At 42.2% G+C, this 19,525-nt stretch carries 16 protein-coding genes; 8 read left to right on the top strand and 8 right to left on the bottom strand.

Annotated elements, in window-relative coordinates; translation table 11 throughout:
- Positions 1-183 precede the first annotated feature (183 nt).
- The 3 genes from CDG76_RS10105 to trpS all read right to left on the bottom strand — a co-directional run bounded on the left by CDG76_RS10105 (position 184) and on the right by trpS (position 3,160).
- Complete coding sequence (locus CDG76_RS10105) at positions 184-1,035, bottom strand: Rpn family recombination-promoting nuclease/putative transposase (protein WP_094348910.1); 852 nt, start codon at positions 1,033-1,035, stop codon at positions 184-186.
- 126 nt (positions 1,036-1,161) lie between these two features.
- Entirely contained in the window at positions 1,162-2,091 is a 930-nt protein-coding gene (locus tag CDG76_RS10100) for a methylenetetrahydrofolate reductase (RefSeq protein WP_094348909.1), read from the bottom strand.
- Positions 2,092-2,149: 58 nt separating this feature from the next.
- Positions 2,150-3,160 carry a tryptophan--tRNA ligase gene (gene trpS / locus CDG76_RS10095; RefSeq protein WP_094348908.1) on the bottom strand — a complete coding sequence of 337 codons (1,011 nt, stop codon included), beginning with the start codon at positions 3,158-3,160 and terminating at the stop codon, positions 2,150-2,152.
- Between the two features lie 520 nt (positions 3,161-3,680).
- Between trpS and CDG76_RS37215 the strand changes: the two genes are divergently transcribed.
- Positions 3,681-3,836, top strand: a complete 156-nt coding sequence (locus CDG76_RS37215; RefSeq protein WP_190240811.1) for a hypothetical protein — start codon at positions 3,681-3,683, stop codon at positions 3,834-3,836.
- 473 nt (positions 3,837-4,309) lie between these two features.
- The gene (locus tag CDG76_RS10090; protein WP_094348907.1) at positions 4,310-5,890 is read left to right on the top strand and encodes a B12-binding domain-containing radical SAM protein; all 1,581 of its coding nucleotides are present in this window, start codon (positions 4,310-4,312) and stop codon (positions 5,888-5,890) included.
- Between the two features lie 97 nt (positions 5,891-5,987).
- Here CDG76_RS10090 and CDG76_RS10085 read toward each other — a convergent pair whose 3' ends face one another.
- Positions 5,988-6,854, bottom strand: coding sequence for a hypothetical protein (locus CDG76_RS10085; RefSeq protein WP_094348906.1), 867 nt, complete (start codon positions 6,852-6,854; stop codon positions 5,988-5,990).
- Positions 6,855-7,126: 272 nt separating this feature from the next.
- Positions 7,127-8,386: a glycosyltransferase family 4 protein gene (locus tag CDG76_RS10080; protein WP_094348905.1), complete on the bottom strand. Its 1,260-nt coding sequence runs from the start codon at positions 8,384-8,386 to the stop codon at positions 7,127-7,129.
- A 151-nt stretch (positions 8,387-8,537) separates the two neighbouring features.
- On the opposite strand from CDG76_RS10080, the gene CDG76_RS10075 reads away from it, so the two are divergent.
- Entirely contained in the window at positions 8,538-9,269 is a 732-nt protein-coding gene (locus CDG76_RS10075; RefSeq protein ID WP_094349387.1) for a DUF429 domain-containing protein, read from the top strand.
- A 37-nt stretch (positions 9,270-9,306) separates the two neighbouring features.
- The gene (locus tag CDG76_RS10070; protein ID WP_094348904.1) at positions 9,307-9,774 is read left to right on the top strand and encodes a DUF29 domain-containing protein; all 468 of its coding nucleotides are present in this window, start codon (positions 9,307-9,309) and stop codon (positions 9,772-9,774) included.
- Positions 9,775-9,843: 69 nt separating this feature from the next.
- Here the strand turns inward: CDG76_RS10070 and glgP are convergent, their stop codons facing one another.
- Positions 9,844-12,408: an alpha-glucan family phosphorylase gene (glgP, locus tag CDG76_RS10065; protein ID WP_094348903.1), complete on the bottom strand. Its 2,565-nt coding sequence runs from the start codon at positions 12,406-12,408 to the stop codon at positions 9,844-9,846.
- Between the two features lie 661 nt (positions 12,409-13,069).
- Positions 13,070-13,393 carry a hypothetical protein gene (locus CDG76_RS10060; protein ID WP_094348902.1) on the bottom strand — a complete coding sequence of 108 codons (324 nt, stop codon included), beginning with the start codon at positions 13,391-13,393 and terminating at the stop codon, positions 13,070-13,072.
- 550 nt (positions 13,394-13,943) lie between these two features.
- Between CDG76_RS10060 and CDG76_RS37210 the strand changes: the two genes are divergently transcribed.
- The 4 genes from CDG76_RS37210 (at position 13,944) to CDG76_RS10045 (ending at position 19,042) form a co-directional block, all read left to right on the top strand.
- Complete coding sequence (locus CDG76_RS37210) at positions 13,944-14,108, top strand: hypothetical protein (protein WP_179063512.1); 165 nt, start codon at positions 13,944-13,946, stop codon at positions 14,106-14,108.
- Positions 14,109-14,769: 661 nt separating this feature from the next.
- The gene (locus CDG76_RS10055; protein WP_094348901.1) at positions 14,770-15,471 is read left to right on the top strand and encodes an acyltransferase; all 702 of its coding nucleotides are present in this window, start codon (positions 14,770-14,772) and stop codon (positions 15,469-15,471) included.
- Between the two features lie 374 nt (positions 15,472-15,845).
- On the top strand, positions 15,846-15,962 hold the full coding sequence (locus CDG76_RS10050; protein ID WP_041566417.1) for a photosystem II reaction center protein I: 117 nt from the start codon (positions 15,846-15,848) through the stop codon (positions 15,960-15,962).
- A 197-nt stretch (positions 15,963-16,159) separates the two neighbouring features.
- Entirely contained in the window at positions 16,160-19,042 is a 2,883-nt protein-coding gene (locus CDG76_RS10045; protein WP_094348900.1) for a DUF3769 domain-containing protein, read from the top strand.
- Here the strand turns inward: CDG76_RS10045 and CDG76_RS10040 are convergent.
- Positions 19,039-19,332: a hypothetical protein gene (locus CDG76_RS10040; protein ID WP_094348899.1), complete on the bottom strand. Its 294-nt coding sequence runs from the start codon at positions 19,330-19,332 to the stop codon at positions 19,039-19,041. The genes CDG76_RS10045 and CDG76_RS10040 overlap by 4 nt on opposite strands.
- Positions 19,333-19,525: the final 193 nt, after the last annotated feature.

Genomic DNA, 19,525 nt, shown 5'->3' with positions numbered 1-19,525 from the left:
GACAGACGCTAAAAGCGTAGCTTGCTTCTCTGAAAGAGTACGCGGACTCGCTAACGCTTCTCTACGAGACGCTGCGCGTAGCTTGCTTCTCCGTTCGCGTAGCGTTCCGCAGGAAAGGAGTACGCTATCGGCGTCGCACTTGCGAATTAAATTAGACGCAAGCACTACCCACCATCAGATAGACTAATTCTGGGCTGCTTGCTCTACTTGTGCCACCGTTAAATCGAGAGCCACCGCCACTTGCTCTATACTCAATCCCAATGCCAACAATCGGGGAATAGCTTCTAACTTAGCTTCCTGGCGACCTTCTTGGCGACCTTCTTGGCGACCTTCTTGGCGACCTTCTTGGCGACCTTCTTGGCGACCTTCTTCTAAGCCGTCTTCCTTGATTGATTGATACATCCGTGTTTTTTTGAATTCGTCGTCTATACCCAACATTTCTGCTAACTCCTCTCGGCTTAACCGGGTAAATTTGTACAACAGAATAGTCTCTATCAATTCTACAATTTGCTTGCTGGTAGATTCATCTGCCAGTTGTTGCCTTGCTTGTAAAATCAATTCTCTACCTTTGTCAACGGCTGCCTCTTCTCTTTCGATAATTAATTTAACGATCGCAACTTGAAGTGAGTTCTCCCCCGTATCTAATTCATCTAGATAAATGCGTTGCACTTGTGAACTGTCTAGCAGCAATTGATATGGTAGCCGATCGTTTGGATCTAAACTTCGTTGTGGATAGATGACAACAGCACGCCAAAAATTGACTGATTCGTTTTGACGCAAGTAAAGGAAGATTTCGGCAAAGAAGCGTCTATAAAAATTTGCGTCTAATTGAAACTGAACTTCAACAAAGTAAAGTGGTTGGTTTGTAGTTTCACTTGTGGGGATGAATACCCCATCAATCCTAAAAGCAGTTTCTTTTAGTTCGACTGAAACAAATTGATATGCGTTGACATTGGCAGTCGTATCACCAATTATGGCAAAAAATATGCTAGGAAAAGCTTGAAATAAGCTATAAAATATTTTGTCAGTTTGCACCTAGATTTAATCAAGCGAACATTGGATATTGAAAGTCTATCAAAAATAGTGTAAACGCGTCTGTTTCAGCATAAAAAAAGCAGATAGGAATAACTATCTGCTTTAATAAAAGATTCATTCTCTAATTTACATAGATACCAATTGATTCACTGGAGCAATCCCAGCCAAATCTAAAATTGGCGCGATCGCATCTTCACGCTTCACTGCCATCATGTGAACTCCTTGACATAATTGCCGCGCTATCTGCACTTGCTCGGCAGCAATTTTTATCCCTTCCTCAAAAGGGTCTTTAGCTTTTGCCAATCTATCAATAATATGTTGGGGAATATCTACACCTGGAACACATCTATTAATAAACTGGGCATTTTTTGCTGATTTCAACAGAAAGATTCCTGCCAAAATTGGTTTTTTATAACCAGCAGCAATGGAATCCATAAACTTTTCCAGTCGCTCAAAATCGGTAATCAACTGACTTTGAAAAAACTGCGCTCCAGCTTCTATTTTGCGTTCAAATCGACTTTGTAAACCCGACCAACTTTTACATTGCGGATCTACTGCTGCACCAACAAATAAATCTAAGGCTCCATCAGTCAAGGGTTTTTCATTACAATCAACACCTTGATTCATCTTCCGAATCAGTTGCAGCAGTCGCACAGCTTCTAAGTCAAACACTGCTTTGGCATCTGGATGATCGCCTGCTTTTACTGGGTCGCCAGTCAAAGCTAAAATATTGCGGATACCTAAAGCATGAGCGCCCATCAAATCAGCTTGTAAACCGATGCGGTTGCGATCGCGACAAGCAATTTGACAAATCGGCTCTATGCCATTCTGTGACAAAATCACCGACGCCATTAACGAAGACATCCTTAACACGGCGCGGCTACCATCAGTTACATTGACGGCATGAACTCTCCCCTTAAGAGTCGCCGCCATTTGAATCATGTGCGCTGGATCTCCTCCCTTCGGCGGTGCTACCTCGGCGGTAACTAGAAATTCACCTGCTTGTACAGCTCTGCGAAAGTCATTAAAGGCTGTGGGGCTGTGGGTGTGATGCATAACATTAAGCTTTTTAATTTCTTAAATGGTATAACAAATCACACCTAAAGGTGAAAACTTATAGAGGTAGAGAATAGCCTAAAGCCGCTTTGACTTGTGATAAAGTTTGATTTGCGATCGCTCTAGCTTTTTCCCCTCCATCCCGCAACACAGACTCCAAATAGCTTTTATCCGCCGTTATCGAGTGATATTTTTCTTGGATTGGTTTCAGGGACTCAATTATCGTGTCTGTCAACAATGGCTTGAATTGTCCCCAGCCCATATCCTGACACTCAACTGCCACATCTTCCTTTTTTTGCCCAGACAGCAATGTATAGAGCGTTAACAAATTATTACACTCTGGACGCGCTGGATCGTCAAAAGTCAGACCACGAATCGGATCGGTTTTGCAACGCTTAATTTTGTATTGAATCTGTTCCGGTGAATCTAGCAAACTAATCCGGCTTAACTCCGAAGGATCGGACTTTGACATTTTGCGTGTACCGTCTGCTAAACTCATTACCCTAGCCCCTTCCTTGCGAATCAAAGGGTCTGGTAACTTCAGAACTGGTTGTTCTGGTTTACCAAATTGGTGATTTAACCGAGCTGCAATATCCCGTGTCAATTCCAAATGTTGCTTTTGGTCTTCACCCACTGGCACTTTATCAGCTTGGTAAAGCAAAATATCCGCTGCCATCAGCACAGGGTAATCTAATAAGCCTGCACTCACATTTTCTCCCTGCTTGACAGCCTTTTCTTTAAACTGGATCATATCTTGCAGCCAGTTTAGAGGTGTAATGCAGTTGAGCAACCAAGTGAGTTCGCTGTGGGCCGAAACGTGAGATTGTACAAAGATAGTGGAGTGATTTAAATCAAGACCACAAGCTAAATAGAGAGCAGCAAGAGTGTAGGTATCAGCTGCCAACTGTTTTGGGTCGTGTGGCACTGTAATCGCGTGCAAATCAGCCACAAAAAGGTAATTTTCGTATTCGCTCTGACCTTCTACCCAGTTGCGAATAGCTCCCAAGTAGTTACCTAGATGGTAATTGCCGGTTGGTTGAACTCCAGAAAGAACACGTTGCTTGCCCATAAATTCCAACTTAGTTATCTCAAATCCGCGCTGTGTAAAGTGGCGATGTCTGGCGACAAGTTGCTTGTGCCTACGCAAAACTCATTTAATTTTGACATTTTCCAGGTCAACTCGCCGTTGTGGGCTGAGAGATTTTAACTCAACTCCGATTGCTATAGAAACTCTTCAAGGAAAACGATAACTTAGGGACTTGCAAAAAATAAATTATCCCAAATTATTTCTAGATTTCTAGGGGCGTAAGGCCTTGGTATCAACTTAAGCTGAAAACTATATCAGACAGGCGTTTTGCAAATCCCTCACGCCCTCATCCCCTAACCCCTTCTCCCTTGGGAGAAGGGGAATTGAATGTCTAGCTCCCCTCTCTCTTGGGAGAGGGGCTGGGGGTGAGGGCAAAACGTTGTCACCAAGCGGGTTTCACGTTAAATTGACACCAATGAAAGCCTTGCGCCCCTACTTTCGACTTATAGAGTGGGCATTGTAATGCTTGACTGTAGTCTGTTGTAAATAAAAAGCCAATGCAATGGCATGGCCGCTCAATGTAATGGCATGGCCGCTCGATGTAATGGCATGGCCGCTTGATGTAATGGCATGGCCGCTCAATGTAATGGCATGGCCGCTCGATGTAATGGCATGGCCGCTCGATGTAATGGCATTGCAAAAGGTTGCGTTTACATAACACGACAATAGAAATACTAAACTGCAAAACGCCGTAATGAAAGCTTTTGCTCTTCATCAAAGCAGTTTATGTACTTTTGATTTACAAAAATAGACAAAATTTAAATTTTTTTCAGAGAAAGTAGCAGTAACCTCAACATTATGAGTTAATTTTTTCACTCAGGAGAATCTGCTGATGAAAGCTCTTTTACTCTGATCTATAAAAATGCTCAATTACTTCTGGATTTAATAGCAGACAATTGGTCTGGCAATTTTTCGTTGCACAAATCCGCCATTAGATTTTATGACAACGGCGGTAATCCTGCTAACTGACTACAACATTATCTTTGCCGATGCAAATCTCTATCTAAAAATAGATAGAGCAAGAATAAAAGTAGTGGGATCATAGCATCATCTCTGCAATGACCATCCAAAACCCGGATTTGTCAAAAGTAAAAAAATTTTCAACCAAAATTTAATTAGAGGACTACAGCAATGAAAGTACTCTTACTTTACCCCCGCTTTCCTAAAACGTTTTGGTCTTACGACGAATTCATGAAAATGGCGGGACTTAAGGCATTTATTCCACCGCTAGGGATTCTGACTGTTGCGGCTATGCTACCAACAGACTGGGAAGTGCGGTTTTATGACCGCAATGTTAACCAAGAAACGGATGCTGATTGGCAATGGTGCGACATCGTGATTCTTTCTGCCATGCTTGCACAAAAAGAAGATTTTCTTGCCCAAATTCACAAAGCAGCGCAACTGGGGAAAAAAGTTGCTGTGGGTGGTCCTTATCCAACATCAGTGCCAGAACCTGCCCAAAAAGCAGGAGCTAACTATTTGATTTTAGATGAAGGAGAGATTACAGTTCCACAATTTTTAGATGCGATCGCTAAAGGCGAAGAACAAGGAACTTTTCGCGCTCTTGAAAAACCAGATGTAACCCAAAGCCCCATCCCTCGCTTTGATTTACTCAAGCGAGATGATTACTTAATGATGGCAATCCAGTTTTCTCGCGGTTGTCCTTTTGAATGCGAATTCTGTGACATCATCAATCTATACGGTCGCAAACCACGCACTAAAGAACCCAGTCAAACCCTAGCAGAACTCCAAACCCTTTATGATTTAGGCTGGCGCGGATCTCTATTTGTAGTGGATGATAACTTCATTGGCAATAAACGCAATGTTAAACGCCTCTTACAAGAGTTAATTCCGTGGATGCAGGAACGTAATTATCCCTTCACCTTCCTGACTGAAGCTTCCGTCAACCTAGCAGAAGATACTGAGCTATTAGAACTAATGGCTAAAGCTGGCTTCTATTCAGTCTTTTTGGGTATTGAAACACCAGATCAAGACAGCCTGCAAGTCACTCGCAAGTTTCAAAATACCCGCAATCCTCTGTTAGAAGCCTGTCGTACCATAAATCAAGCCGGATTGTTAATCTATGCAGGATTTATCATTGGTTTTGATGGAGAAAAGGCTGGCGCTGGGGAGCGAATTCAAGCTTTTATTGAAGAAACCAGCATTCCTCAACCGATGCTAGGTATACTGCAAGCTATTCCCAATACTGCCCTCTGGGAAAGACTAAAACGAGAGGAGCGATTATTAGAAGGATTTGGAGGTACGGAGGTGGGGGATCAGAATTCCTTAATGAATTTTGTTCCTACCCGTCCGATGGCTGAAGTTGCTAAAGAATATTTAGAGGCAATTTGGACAATGTACGAACCCAAAAACTATCTCCGACGTTGTTTTGAACAATGCCTGAAGATTACACCTAATCCCCAACTACAGCAGACGATGTATTTTCCTCCTGGTAAAGGACTGCGACTACTTGCAAACTTGCTCTGGCGACAAGGCTGGCAACGGCAAGAAATTCGTGGTCAATTTTGGCAACAGCTTTGGGCTATTCTCCGCACCAAGCCGCAATTTGTGAATATGTATTTGGGTTTATGTGCTGCTGGCGAGCATTTTTGGGAATACCGCCTTTTAGCCAGAGAGCGGATTACTGAGCAGTTAGGATTTGATCCGCTGACTACGCCTACACCTGTTGAAAAACCATTAGTCACAATTTAAGATTAGTTGATTGTTGAGCGATCGCTAATGTATTTTTATAAATAGAAATAGCGATCGCATTAACTTTGCTCACAAAAACCAAACTCTTAAATTCGATTTACCTGTCTGCCAAACCCACTTGTCCTCCAATTAGCCCCAAAAATCCAGTTCCAAAGTGCTGAATCTCCAAAAAGCTTGCTTGCTCCGGCGAGGTTTTGTAAATTAGGAATGTTTTCATAATTCCTAAAGTAGCAGCACTTTCTAGAGGCCCAACAAAACTAATATCTCGGTCAAGAAAATAGGTTTGATTAGCCCAGTGAGCCATTTGATTTGCATTTAAAAAGTAGCAGCCTGCATGAGGATTGAGGGCACGACGAAAGGTAATTGGTGCATTCATAATTGCACCATTGAGTTCCTGTTGCTCTTGCACATTTTGAAAAGGAGCAGTTACTCGCAAAGCCAAATCCCCATCAATATAAGCTTTATGAACCAAACCGTGGGAAGAGACTTCATAACGATTTGGCTGAAGCAAATTTAAATCGCCCGCCTGTTGGGTAAACCAGTTTAATTTGATAAAAAACCAAGGATCGTGAATAATTAAGTCATCTTCAAGAAAGCAGTAATAATCATACTTACCGAGACAACTTTGCAGAACAGCTTGGCACTCAAACCCCAAAACTAGAGGTTCTACATTAGTAGAATGATGCTTATATAAATGGGATGGTAAGGGAAGCTGATTCAGAAGATGATTATCTTTAGTTGTACAAATAACAATATCTAGTTCGTGAGACTGCGGCTGATTAGCAGGGAAAGCTAGTCGTTGAGCAATGTTGATAATACTTTGAGATTTGCCAAATAATTGATGTAAAGCAGTAATGCTTTTAGTTAACGCTTCCAAGCGGGGTTGTGGGTTTTTGCGTTGGGAGGCATGACGACCCTCATTACTAGGTTTGAAAAAATGGGCAATAGTAAAAATAATTCGCATTTTACATATCGATTTTGTATTTAATTGTCATTGGTCATTGGTCATTGGTCATTGGTCATTTGTACTAAGCTTAGTAGTTGGCGCAGCCTCTCAAATAGTTGTATTGGTCATTTATCATTTTTTATTGACCCATAATTATAACTAATGATTAATATGCTTGCTTCTCGCAAAAGTCTTGCTTTTCAGGCTTTTATTTGCACCTTTGCTTAAGGCAAAAAATATTTATGCAAGTGACCAATACTTCGACTACGCTCAGTACAAGTGACTAATGACTAATTTTTGCCAAATCCTTTAGAACTTGGACGCTTTTTCAAACTATCAGAAGTTTTCCCAGCGAACATCCATTGCAAATGCTGTGGTAATAGTTTCGCCAAATCATAACGCTTCAGAATAGTCTCTCGCGCATTCGCACGAATTGCTTTCATCTCTTGAGGATTATTCAGCGCCTCTTCAACCCGATTAGCAATATTCTGGGGAGAAAAGAAATCTACCAGCAGTCCATTCACCCCATCCTGTACAACCTCCAAGACTGGGGAAGTCTTAGAAGCTATTAGTAAACATCCTGCTGCCATTACTTCTAACATTGACCAAGATAATACAAAAGGACGGGTTAAATAAACATGAGCAGAAGAAGCTTGCAAAACCTGAAGGTACTCATTGTAAGGAAGCCTACCTGTAAAGTGCAGCCTTGATAAATCCAAAGATAATTTTTCTAGCATTAATTGTTTGTAAGTTTTACCATCGGGTAGATTCTTCCCATAAGCAACCCGGTCTTCTCCGACAACTACCACGTGGCATTTAGGTCGTCGCTGCTGAAGTAGCGCTACCGTTTCCATAAACTGCGGAAAACCTCTATAAGGTTCCATTCCTCGTCCTACATAAGTTACCAACTCTTCCACATGAGAAAGATCCAGATTTATTCTTGGTAAAACTAACTTTGCGCCTGGTTTGGGAACAAAATAATTGGTATCAACACCATCATGAATGACAGTGAGTTTGCTATGATATTCTTTGGGAAACTGCTGACGCTGCCAATTAGTTGGAGAAAGACCGCGATCGCAGCTATATAAATCAGTTAAAATCGGTGCATTTTTCACGCGGATGCGGCATTCATCATCAGCATTCAACGGATCGTTGGGATCGAAATCTGCATCTGAACCGTGAGCGTGATAAAACCACTCAAAATAACACAATAATTCTGCTTTGGGGAAAACATCTTTCATAAATAAAGTCGGCCCCCAACCAGAATGACCATAAACTATATCTGGAAAGAAACCCTCGGATTTTAATTTTTCTGCCACGCGATAGACAGCCTGAGCGGTGAGAACAGCATTTTCCAGATTACGAACGTAGTGATGGGTTTGGGGAGCCGCTTCACGAGAAGGGGTATAAATAGCTTTAAAAACGCCAGGTATTTCCCCTTCCCGACGATTTGTCCCAAAGACGACTTGGCAATTAGGATCTTTACCTAAAACTGTTGCTAGGTTGCGAAATTGTGAGGGGAAATTGGGATGTAAAAATAAAACTTTCATTGGAATAATCTTGATTAAATTATTGCCAGATAAAATAAATTAAGAGAAACTGCTTAAGATTATAAGATTATTTATCACAACTTTTAGCAAGTAAATTTAGGTAAATGGTTGCCCGAAAATGCGAAAATAATCGCAAATTCGTGTTATGACCATGAAATTTATTGGCATTGATTTAGGCTGGCGATCGCAACCCAGTGGATTATGCTGTTTAGAATGGATAGATGGACAACTACAATTACTCGATCTAAATCGCAAAGATGCCATTGCAGATATCCTCACCTGGATCGATCAAAGCGTCCAACCAGATGAACCAGCCATGATCGCCGTAGATGCGCCTACCCTCATACCCAACGCCACCGGAAGCCGCCTCGCCGACAAACTCAGCCACAAGTACTTTGGTAAATATCATGCAGGATGCTACCCAGCGAATCAAAACCTACCCTTCGCAGAACGCACCATCAACTTTGGCTTAGAATTAGAATCACGCGGTTTTGCACACGCCCCCACCATAGAACCGCAAAAACTCAGCAGATATCAAATAGAAGTCTTCCCCCACCCAGCAATCGTTAACCTATTCAACTTAGAACGCATCCTCAAATACAAAAAAGGAACACTCAGTCAGCGCCGCCTAGAACTAATCAAACTCCAAAATTATCTTCTCGATATCCTCCCCTCCTTCTCTCCACCTCTGCGCCTCTGCGGTTCGTTTCCTTCAGAAATACCCACCACAGGCGCAACCCTCAAAGCAACCGAAGATAAACTAGATAGCTTAATTTGCGCTTACGTTGCTGCATACTGGTGGTATTGGGGAGAACAACGTAACTTAGTATTAGGCGATCACACCACTGGCTACATTGTCATCCCTCAGAGAATATTATCCTAAAATTGTAATATCGTAAGATTTAACTCAAAGAGGTTTTATGCAAGGAGTTAGTTCTAACTTGAGTTTAAAACAACTTTATGAAATTGATGATCATCTCTGGTTAGAGGAAACAATCAAACTCTTGAAAGCTAACCATTTAGAAGAATTAGATTTAGAAAATTTAATTGAGGAGCTAGAAAATTTAGGTCGTAGAGACAAAGCTAAGGTTGCTAATTTATTAGAACAAATTATTATACATTTTTTGCTGCTGCAATACTGGACACTAGAAGCTCAATATAATTCGGGACATTGGAAAGCAAAAATTAGAAGCTTTAGGAATCAATTAAAACGTAACTTGACAACTAATTTATATCAATACTTAGACAATGAATTAGCATCAATTTATGATGATGCTTTAGGGTATGTAATTGAGAAAACTGAGGGTAAACTAAATAACTTACCTCAATATTGTATTTATACCTTAGAACAGCTATTAGATATTAATTATTTACCTGAAAACGTGTAAAACAAAAGGCGTTGCTAAACTTAAGTCAGCAACGCTTAATCTTGATTATTCAAAAATTAATCAGCACTCTTATTCTGCCCAAGCAATCAACCTTGGTTCATAAGCATTAGCCAGGTGTGGATTTTTCGGCAATACACGCAAAGACAAGCCTTGTAAACCAGAAGCGGTATAGATGATATTACCAGTGTAAATACTCAATTGCTGTCCATCTTCGCCTTGGTAATCCATCACTACTGGCACAGCGTTGACAATATCACCATTGGCATTGATCGCACCTTGATATAACTCCACCTGCACATCATCATTTGTCAAAGTCGCCAAGTTAACCTTGGCTTTGACAGCAACGGTTTGGTTAACCTCAATGTCTGAAGCTGCCGATACGTCAACATCTTTGATTTTGATGTTGAACCATTGTTCGCTCAGTTTTTCTTTCCAAGCGGCTAGTTCTTTAGCTGGAGCATAGTTATCAACAGTCAGGGTATGATAGCGATCGCTAGCCGGGAAATAAGCTCTCCCAGCATATTCTCCTACCATCCGCGCTGTATTAAAGAAGGGACAATTCAACCGAATTGCATCCTTCATTTTGGCAACCCACGGACGGGGTAAACCATCACTATCCCGATGCTCATAAAATAGCGGTACAACTTCCTTCTCTAACAATTCGTAGAGAGCATTTGCTTCTACTTCATCTTGGTAGTTAGGATCGTCGTAATTCTCTCCATGTCCAATTGCCCAGCCTGTACGGACGTAATCAGCTTCATCCCACCAGCCATCTAGCACACTTAAATTTGGCAAGCCATTCATTGCGGCTTTCATGCCACTAGTACCAGAGGCTTCCCGTGGACGACGCGGTGTATTTAACCAGATATCGCAACCCGCAACCATCAACCGGGAGATGTGAATGTCGTAATTGGGGACAAAAACGACCTGCTTTTCTAAATGCTGTTCGCGGATAAAGTGGTTAATCTCGCGGATCAGTTCTTTACCGGGAATATCCTTGGGATGCGCCTTACCAGCAATCACAAATTGCACTTTCCGGTCTTTGTTAGCCAGCAGAAGCCGCTTAATGCGATCCAAATCGCGCATCCAGAGGGTAGCGCGTTTGTAGGTGGCAAACCGACGAGCAAAGCCAATGGTGAAAGCGTAAGGATCTAAAACTTCTTGGGCCTGGCTAATTTCGGAGGCGGAAGCGCCGCGATCGGTCAAATGCTTGACCAAATGCTCTCGCACATACAAAACCATATCTAAGCGGCAGCGTTCGTGATTGCGCCACAACTCCTCATCAGGAATGGCATCCATCCGATCCCACAATTGGCTATCTGGTGGTGCTGATGACCAATTTGGGCCGAGGTAGCGATCGTACAATTCTTGAGTCGATTTGGCAACACAACTGCGAGCATGGACACCATTAGTAATTGCGGCGATCGGCACTTCCTCCACTGGCACATTTTGCCATAAACCCTGGAACATTTGCCGCGACACCACACCATGTAGTTGGGCGACACCGTTGGAAAATGTTGCCATCTTCAGCGCCAGCACCGCCATACTGAAAGGCCCAGATAAATCGCCTGTATTCTCGCGCCCCAGTCCTAAAAATTGCTCTTTGGGCAACCCAAATATCTCTGCATAGTACCCCAGGTAGTGCAGCATTTTGTCGGGAGCGAACAAGTCAATCCCTGCTGGTACTGGCGTGTGGGTAGTAAAGATATTACTAGAAGCCACCACCTGTTTAGCTTGGGGATAATTCAGTCCCTCTTCCTGAATCAGCAAGCGGATGCGTTCTAGGGCAGAGAAGGCGGCGTGTCCTTCATTCATGTGGTAAGCGGTAACTTTCAGCCCCAAAGCTTTGAGCATTTGTACACCACCGATACCCAGCATGATTTCCTGATGGATACGCATATCGATGTCGCCACCGTATAGCTGATCTGTGATGTCGTGGTCGTAAGTATTGTTCGGTTCAATGTTAGTGTCCAACAGATACAAAGGAACCGTTCCTACCTGTACGCGCCAAACTCTGGCATATACCTTGCGTCCTGGATAATCTACCGCAATCCGTAGCTCTGAACCATCGGCATTGCGCTCTAGATGCAAGGGCATATTATAAAAATCATTGAGCAAGTAGCGTTCTTGCTGCCAGCCATCAGCATTCAGATACTGGGCAAAGTAGCCTTGCTGATATAGCAAACCTACACCGACAAGCGGTAGCCCCAAGTCACTGGCAGATTTGAGGTGATCCCCCGCCAGAACACCCAAGCCTCCAGAATAGACGGGCAAACAATCTACAAGTCCAAATTCCGCCGAAAAATAGGCGTAGCATTCTTTTGGTTTCTGCTCCCGTTGTTTCTGATACCAGGTGCGCTCTTGCAAATAATCGTCTAACTGACGGTCAGCTCGATCCATTTGCGCTAGAAAGCCTTCATCTTCGACAACTTCCAGAAGCCGCGATTGAGAGATAGTACCTAACATTAACACTGGGTTATGATGGCTAGACTCCCAGAGGTCAGAGTCTAAGCGACGAAATAAGTCTTTAGTATCAACGTTCCAATCCCAGTGCAAGTTATATGCCAGCCGCCGTAGTGGTTCGAGTCGCGGCGGTAGTGAAGGGGATACGTTAAATGTACGAATTGGCTGCATAAGTTGGCAAAACTCCAAGTTTAGCTATGGTTATTGTTTACTCTCTTTACCAATGTTGCCAATTCTTTATACAGTAGTTTGTGAAAAAGCGATGACTTTGTTAAGCATTGAGAATTATTTTTAACCTCGTTGCTAAAGTTTACACCAAGGTGTTTCTAATTCTATGCCTGACTCTGAGCCATGTACTTGGTATATTAAAATTTAATCATTGACTGGTATGTATCACTTAAAAAAATTTAGTTTTGAATAAATAATTTATATTTATTTTAGTATTCCTTCCGGGGATCAATTCGAGATTCTTGACTGAGGGTGAAAATTCCCCATACCTGGGTTCAGTAAAGTTAAAATTTTTAATTATTTTTTAATAAAACTGCGCTGTCAAAGAAGGCAGTCCAGATAAAACGAGTTTCAAAAGCCTTGCATGAAAATCTTCTAAAGACTGGGATTTTTACTCAGCACGGGCTAAACCCTAGCTATCCGCTAACAGCACTCAGCACTTTCAAGTCAGGAGGCAGAAGCACAACCCCATAAATAATCGGATGAAAGCCTTACCAAGCAGTTAATCAACAAAAACGATGCCTGTGGCGGGCTACGCCTACGCTAACTACTTGGTATGAAATATTTGCACTAAACCAGGAAAATAACTTATAAAGGTGTTATTTTATGCACCTAGTGAAGGCTGATCTTTAGTACTTTTTGTCATTGTCAGAGCTACAGCTGCTGCATAAGCGAGTTCCGCTGCCATTTGATAAGCAAGTTTGATACTTGATGAAGTGTCCTTGGCTTTAGGAGATGCAGAAGCTTTTTTTCGGCGCGACTCTTGTTTGACATCACCTGCTGCAATAGCTCGCTGTAAAATGATCCAGGCATCTAGGTCTTCTGAGTCATAATTACTTTGAAGCTGCGATCGCAGTTGATGTTCGGCTACAACACTTAGATAGCCGATAGTTAGAGCTTCTTGTACAATTTCTTTAATTAAAGCCATAATTTGAACCAAGTGTGTGAGTTAAAACCGATACCTCAATTTGGGAAATTAGATGTTTTTTTGTAGATTTATCCTCGAAACTAAGCTACTTTTAGCTTTCTTTTAATAAAATTTATAATGAATACTACCAAGCACGCATCACCCGCTTGGTTCACCCGAATGGGTGATTTATAAATTTTTAGATATAAGTAATAGGGAAGAGAAAAATTTTCAGCTACTTTGGCTTTTTAAGGAATAGGGTGTCACAAGTATAGTAGATATTATTCTGAGTTTAACGCCCAATTATAAAATAGTAACGATAGAAATATAGACCAAAATGCCAATAACCACTTACAGCATTTTTAAATCTCCCTCCTCAATGGATGCTGTCTAAGTGTATAAAAATATTTCCGAGTAGCACTCGCTCTAGTAAAAAAGTTAACTTCTTTCCAGCATTATCATCAACAATAAATCTGGAAATCAACTTATTTCATAAGAGTGTTCCATTAAAAATAAAATGTGTTATCGTTAAAAACAATTGTTATTAAAAACCATTCATGTCATTACAAACGTGAATTGGCTAGTCTGTAAATCATCCGTGTGCAACATGATTGGAGCAGCATACTCTAGAAATTCGTTGCAAGAAAGCCGTCATAGCAGTCGGGGAAGCGCTTACTTGTTTGCACCGATGGTTAACTTCAATGTGATGGCTGATGTGGGAGATAATCCACCCTAATTGGATTTTTTTGGGCAAAAATACCCATAAAAATCCAACAATAATTACATTGTTATGCTAGGCAAAAATTTTATCTAAACTTTGAATATAGTCTAGTTAAATGTATTTTTTGTTGCAAAATAGCTTTTGAAACTAAATTGTTTCAAAAGACTAAAACCGCTTGAGAGGAAATAGCCTCAAGACAAACAACACTATCCTAGTTACTTTAGGAGTGCTGTTAGCGGTAGCAAGCTTTTCAAATTTACCAGAGAACCAAAACAGTAGTCTATCTAAACCAGAAAATTTTCCATCAGACAATTTAAAAGTCTGAGTTTTGACCCGGCAATGCACTGAAGTTGTTTTGTTAATTGATTTTGTAAAAAATAAGCCAAAGTTTTAGGTGCATATAGCACAAAATCTGCTAGCGACTTAACGTAATTGTGCATATTACTTGAGTAATTCTACACACCTAATCTCAAGAATTGCTCGCATAGTCAAAGCCAGACTATGGTTTTTCAACATTTGAAAAACCATCTAAAAATGTTGGAAAATTTTGGTGATACTGCTACCTTAGCTCATGTATTAATATACACAGAGCCTATTGGTATTGGCAGAAGATTAGGATACAGCCAAAACAACTTTAAACACTGTCAACAACAATTGATTAAAGAGATATGTAGCCATGCAGAACGAGCAATATTTTTCCAAATTGCAGCGCGTGCAAGAACTTTTAGTAACTACAGTGTTAGGAGATATTCCGACACTTCTCCTCGGCCCAAAATTGCGTAATTTAGGATACCGTAGTATTTTTGGCCAGATAGGCAGCCCAGTGTATATTCAAAATGGTGTTGAATTTAACGGTACTTCTTGTATTGAGATCGGCGCAGGAGTCTATATTTTCAAGGGTGTGCGGATGGATGCGAGAGGACATAAAAATAATAGAATCCATCTAGGAGATAGAGTTGCGATTGAGCGTAACGTTGATATAGGGTCTTTGAAAGATACGTATATACATATTGATGAAGACACCTTCATTGCTCCCAACGTGTGTATTGAGGGGCCAGGAGACATTAAAATTGGTAAACACTGCATGATTGCTGCTCATTCAGGGATATATGCCAATAATCATAATTTTGCCGATCCGATGGAGCTGATTAAATACCAAGGTGTTACTCGCAAGGGAATTGTGATTGAAGATGATTGTTGGCTAGGACATGGAGTAACAGTATTAGATGGCGTTACTATCGGCAAAGGCAGTGTTATTGGGGCGGGAGCAGTTGTTAATCGAGATATTCCTCCTTTTTCCGTTGCTGTCGGCATACCTGCACGAATAATCAAAAACCGAATTGGCAAAGATATAGCAAAGCTTCAAGTTGAGAAATAGGGGATAGGGGATTGGGGATTGGTGACTGGGGATTAGGGATTATTTCCTGTAACCTGTAACCTGCAACCTCTACCCTTTTTTTGGGAAACCTTTGCCATCAGTCAACGTCAGAAGAGCCAATAGCCCTCTGAGTTATTTCTTAGGGTCATCTAAAAGTCAGACAACTGATATCTTGCACTATTCTCAATAAGCGTAGGATAGGATAGACACTGCTAGTACCCAATCCCTAGTCCCTAGTCCCCAGTTCCCAGTCCCCAGTCCCCAGAGTCCTCTAAAAAAGGGACGAGATTTGGGTAATATAAAGTAGCTATCTTTTCTGCATTGCAGATACTGAAAGAAAAGCTTTCTTTGTTTTACCCGTTGGAGATATTTCTATGCTGACTTTAAAAATCGCTGTTTATATTGTTGTTGCCTTCTTCGTAACTATCTTCATCTTCGGATTTTTGTCGAACGATCCAGCTCGTAACCCCGGCCGTCGGGACTTAGAGTAAGAGGGCGATAAATCATCCGCGACTTTGGAAGGCGGAAAATACTAAACGCCACGGAAACTTACTAAGCGAAAATTTAGTAAGTTTCTTCCTCCAAGTAGCTTGCTGTAGGTAGCAGAAGGCGACAGTCGGAAGGCAAAATGTATGTTTAATCCTTCCCTTTGTCATTTGGCTGTTTGTTAGCCCGATTTTGCTCACTTATGCTTCATCCAGTTCTGCCACCGAATCCGCCTCTTATCGTTGAATCTTTACAACCTGTAAATCCCGCCTCATCTGCTAGTCATACAAAGTTTCTTTCAGGTGTAGATACTGGAATACACGAAAAGACAGACAAATCCAAGCAGCCCAAGAATTTGGCTCAGTTGGCAATTTCGGGTAACACTAAAAGCGATCCTTTATTGTCAACTCCGATCGACTCAACTCAAGATGACTTGGTAGTTGCTAAAACTTCTTCTGTACCTCATTCACCAGAAACCTTTCCACCAGAAAGTTCCCCACTCCCCGGTTCTGCAACTGCTGGGCTTTTGGGACAGCCGCTGGTTGTTGGTTATCCCACGCAGGAGGTTACAACCTCTAATGGCCAAGTTAAAGAATACACAAAGACAAGTCCGAGCGTCGAACCCCGCCACTCGGAACTTCTTCTGATGTCGGCACTGCGTAAACGGGAGATGCAAAGAGAAGCCGCTGCCTTGCAAAAAAAAGTTGGAGCAGAGACTTTAGACCAAGACGCAAAAGATAAGCCTGCTCAAAAACTCAGTCAGCGATCGCTAAATCCAAACTCTAATGGTGGAGCAAAACCAACCTTTTTGGACTCTTCTAGCTTTACCTATAGAGTTTCTCCAAGTCCCCTTGTCGCCCAATCTCAACACCCTCTTCAAATTGCCCCAACTGTCACAAACAGCAAGAAGTTAGGCAAATCCAAAGCAGAAATTTTAGCTGAGAAGTTAACTCAACAAAAACAGCAACGCGATATTACTGCACAACAGTCTCTAAAAAAAGACAATATCTCTGTATCTGCTGCCGATCTAGCACCGAGTTCTCAATCAGTACAAAATTTTATAACATTCAAGTCTCGTAAGCCCAAAAACCAACTCTCAGTACCGATCACTGTAGAATTTCAGTCCCAAGTCCAGCAACAAAGCCAAGTACCAACGCCTACACCACAGATCAATACCACTCAGCCACAAGCTCAACCATCTGTTACAACTGCGCCAGCTACCCCACCGCCAGCCGGGCCAAGAACTGTAGAAGTCACTTCAGATCGGCAAGAGTATGACGAGAAACAGCGAATTATTACAGCTGTAGGTAATGTAATTGTGCGATTTGATGGGGCAGTGGTGGATGCCGATCGCTTACAAGTCAATTTGGACAACATGATCGCTGCGGGAGAAGGCAACGTCACCTTAACACGGGGCGATCAGATACTGCGTGGACAACGCTTTACCTATAACTTCGTTCAAGATCGTGGGGAACTGGAAAATGGTAGAGGAGAAATTTACGTACCTTCAGCACAAACAGATTTTGCTTTTTCACCCACGGCTGTAAGTACTGGTGGAGTTTCAAAACGTCCACCCAGCGATCGCATTAGAGCCAATCAACCCGTTTCCGGTGTGAGTAGCCCTGGAGGAATTGATGTGACAATTGGTGGTCAGGCAGATGCCAGCAACATCCCGCCACCGAAAACCGGGGGTGCAGTCAATCGGCTCAGGTTTGAAGCTGAACAAATTGACTTTTATCCGCAAGGCTGGCAGGCAAACAATGTCCGCATCACCAACGATCCTTTTTCCCCGCCTGAATTGGAATTACGTGCAAATACAGTAACTTTGACGCGAGAATCACCCTTGGTAGACCGCATCAGGACACAAGGGCAGCGTTTGGTATTGGATCAAACAGTCTCCTTACCAATTCCGCTGAATGAGCGTACTATTGACCGCCGAGAGCGGGACGTTACACCTGCAATAGTCTCCCCAGGCTACGATGGAGAAGATCGGGGAGGTTTGTATATTGAGCGTGGATTTCCAGTAATCGATACAGAGCAAACACGCTGGACAATCACGCCCCAGTTATTATTACAGAGAGGTGTGCAAGAAGGCACGGGTGACTTAGGCGCACTGTTTGGTGTGAAGACCAAGATAAATTCTGTTTTGAATCCACGGAGGATAATTCAGGGAACTGCGGAGTTAACTAGTTTTAACTTGAATGACGTGGAAGAAAATTTGCGAGTGAATTTAGGATTGCGCCAGACATTAGGCACTTCTCTTCCCCACACATTGAATGTGCAATATAACTACCGCAATCGTCTCTACAACGGTACTCTGGGTTTTCAAACTGTCCAGAGCAGTTTTGGCGGCATTATTACCTCTCCTGTGATTCCTTTAGGGAAAAGTGGCATCAACCTTAACTACCAGGCAAGTGCCCAGTATATTGATGCCAACACCGATCGCCTAGACTTGCTAGAACCAGTGCGGGAAAACAATCGCATTTCACTTGGTCGTTTACAAGGCAGTGCTACCCTCAGTAGAGGGCTGTTGCTGTGGCAGGGAAAACCATTACCACCCACTGCCACTGAGGGATTGCGATACACGGCTACCCCTGTAGTTCCTTACTTGCTAGCGATCGCTAGCCTTACAGGCACTACCAGTTATTACAGCAATGGTGATAACCAAAGCACCCTAATTGGTACAATTGGCTTACAAGGGCAAATTGGTCATTTTTCCCGACCTTTTTTCGACTATACCGCCTTTAATGTCAGTTACTCTCAAGGCTTTAATAACGGATTATCACCCTTTTTGTTTGACCGCTCCGTTGATAACACAGTTTTGACCGCTGGAATATCACAGCAAATCTACGGCCCTTTTCGCTTAGGCTTTCAAACATCTGTTAACTTGGATACTGGTAAAGAAACTAGTACCGACTACATTTTGGAATATAGCCGTCGCACCTATGGCATTACCTTACGTTACAATCCGGTGCTGGAGTTAGGCGGTTTCAGCATCCGAATTAGTGATTTTAACTGGGGTGGCGGCACCGATCCATTTTCGGAAATTAAGCCAGTAGTGAACGGCGTGCAACAGGATAATTAGTCTAAGGACTGGGGACGACTCGACAGGCGATCGATCGCACAATTCGTAAATGCCGCGCCAGGTATTCTCAAGTTGGCATAGTCGCCGCTTAGTTGAACGTCTGATGGTGGTTGGTGTAGGGTTACACAGCATCTATGAACTGCGGCTTGATACTCTCGCCATTGCCTACGGATTGCAATACTTACAGCATCGTCACCTAAGTCTGAAAATCTTAGCCCTGCTCGCATCAGCCAGGATTCTACGTCAGTTGTTTCACCAACTATTTCTGGAATGGGATTAATCTTTTTCATGAGTAATATCTTATACGTATATGTATTGACTTCACTTTAAGATAAAGTATCAATACTAGCCAATATCATTTTTTATCAAAATCATTACTAAAAATGATTGATGCCCAAGTATTAATACTTGGGCATCAAAGAACGAATTACTATTACGGCTGGAAAAGATCATTGCTTTAGCTTCCGAATAAGCCGTTTTCTA

The sequence above is a fragment of the Nostoc sp. 'Peltigera membranacea cyanobiont' 210A genome, assembly GCF_002246015.1.
In the GTDB taxonomy this organism is placed as follows: Bacteria; Cyanobacteriota; Cyanobacteriia; order Cyanobacteriales; family Nostocaceae; genus Nostoc.
The sequence above is the reverse complement of the archived record's forward strand: the minus strand, read 5'-3'. Positions and strand labels throughout refer to the sequence as shown.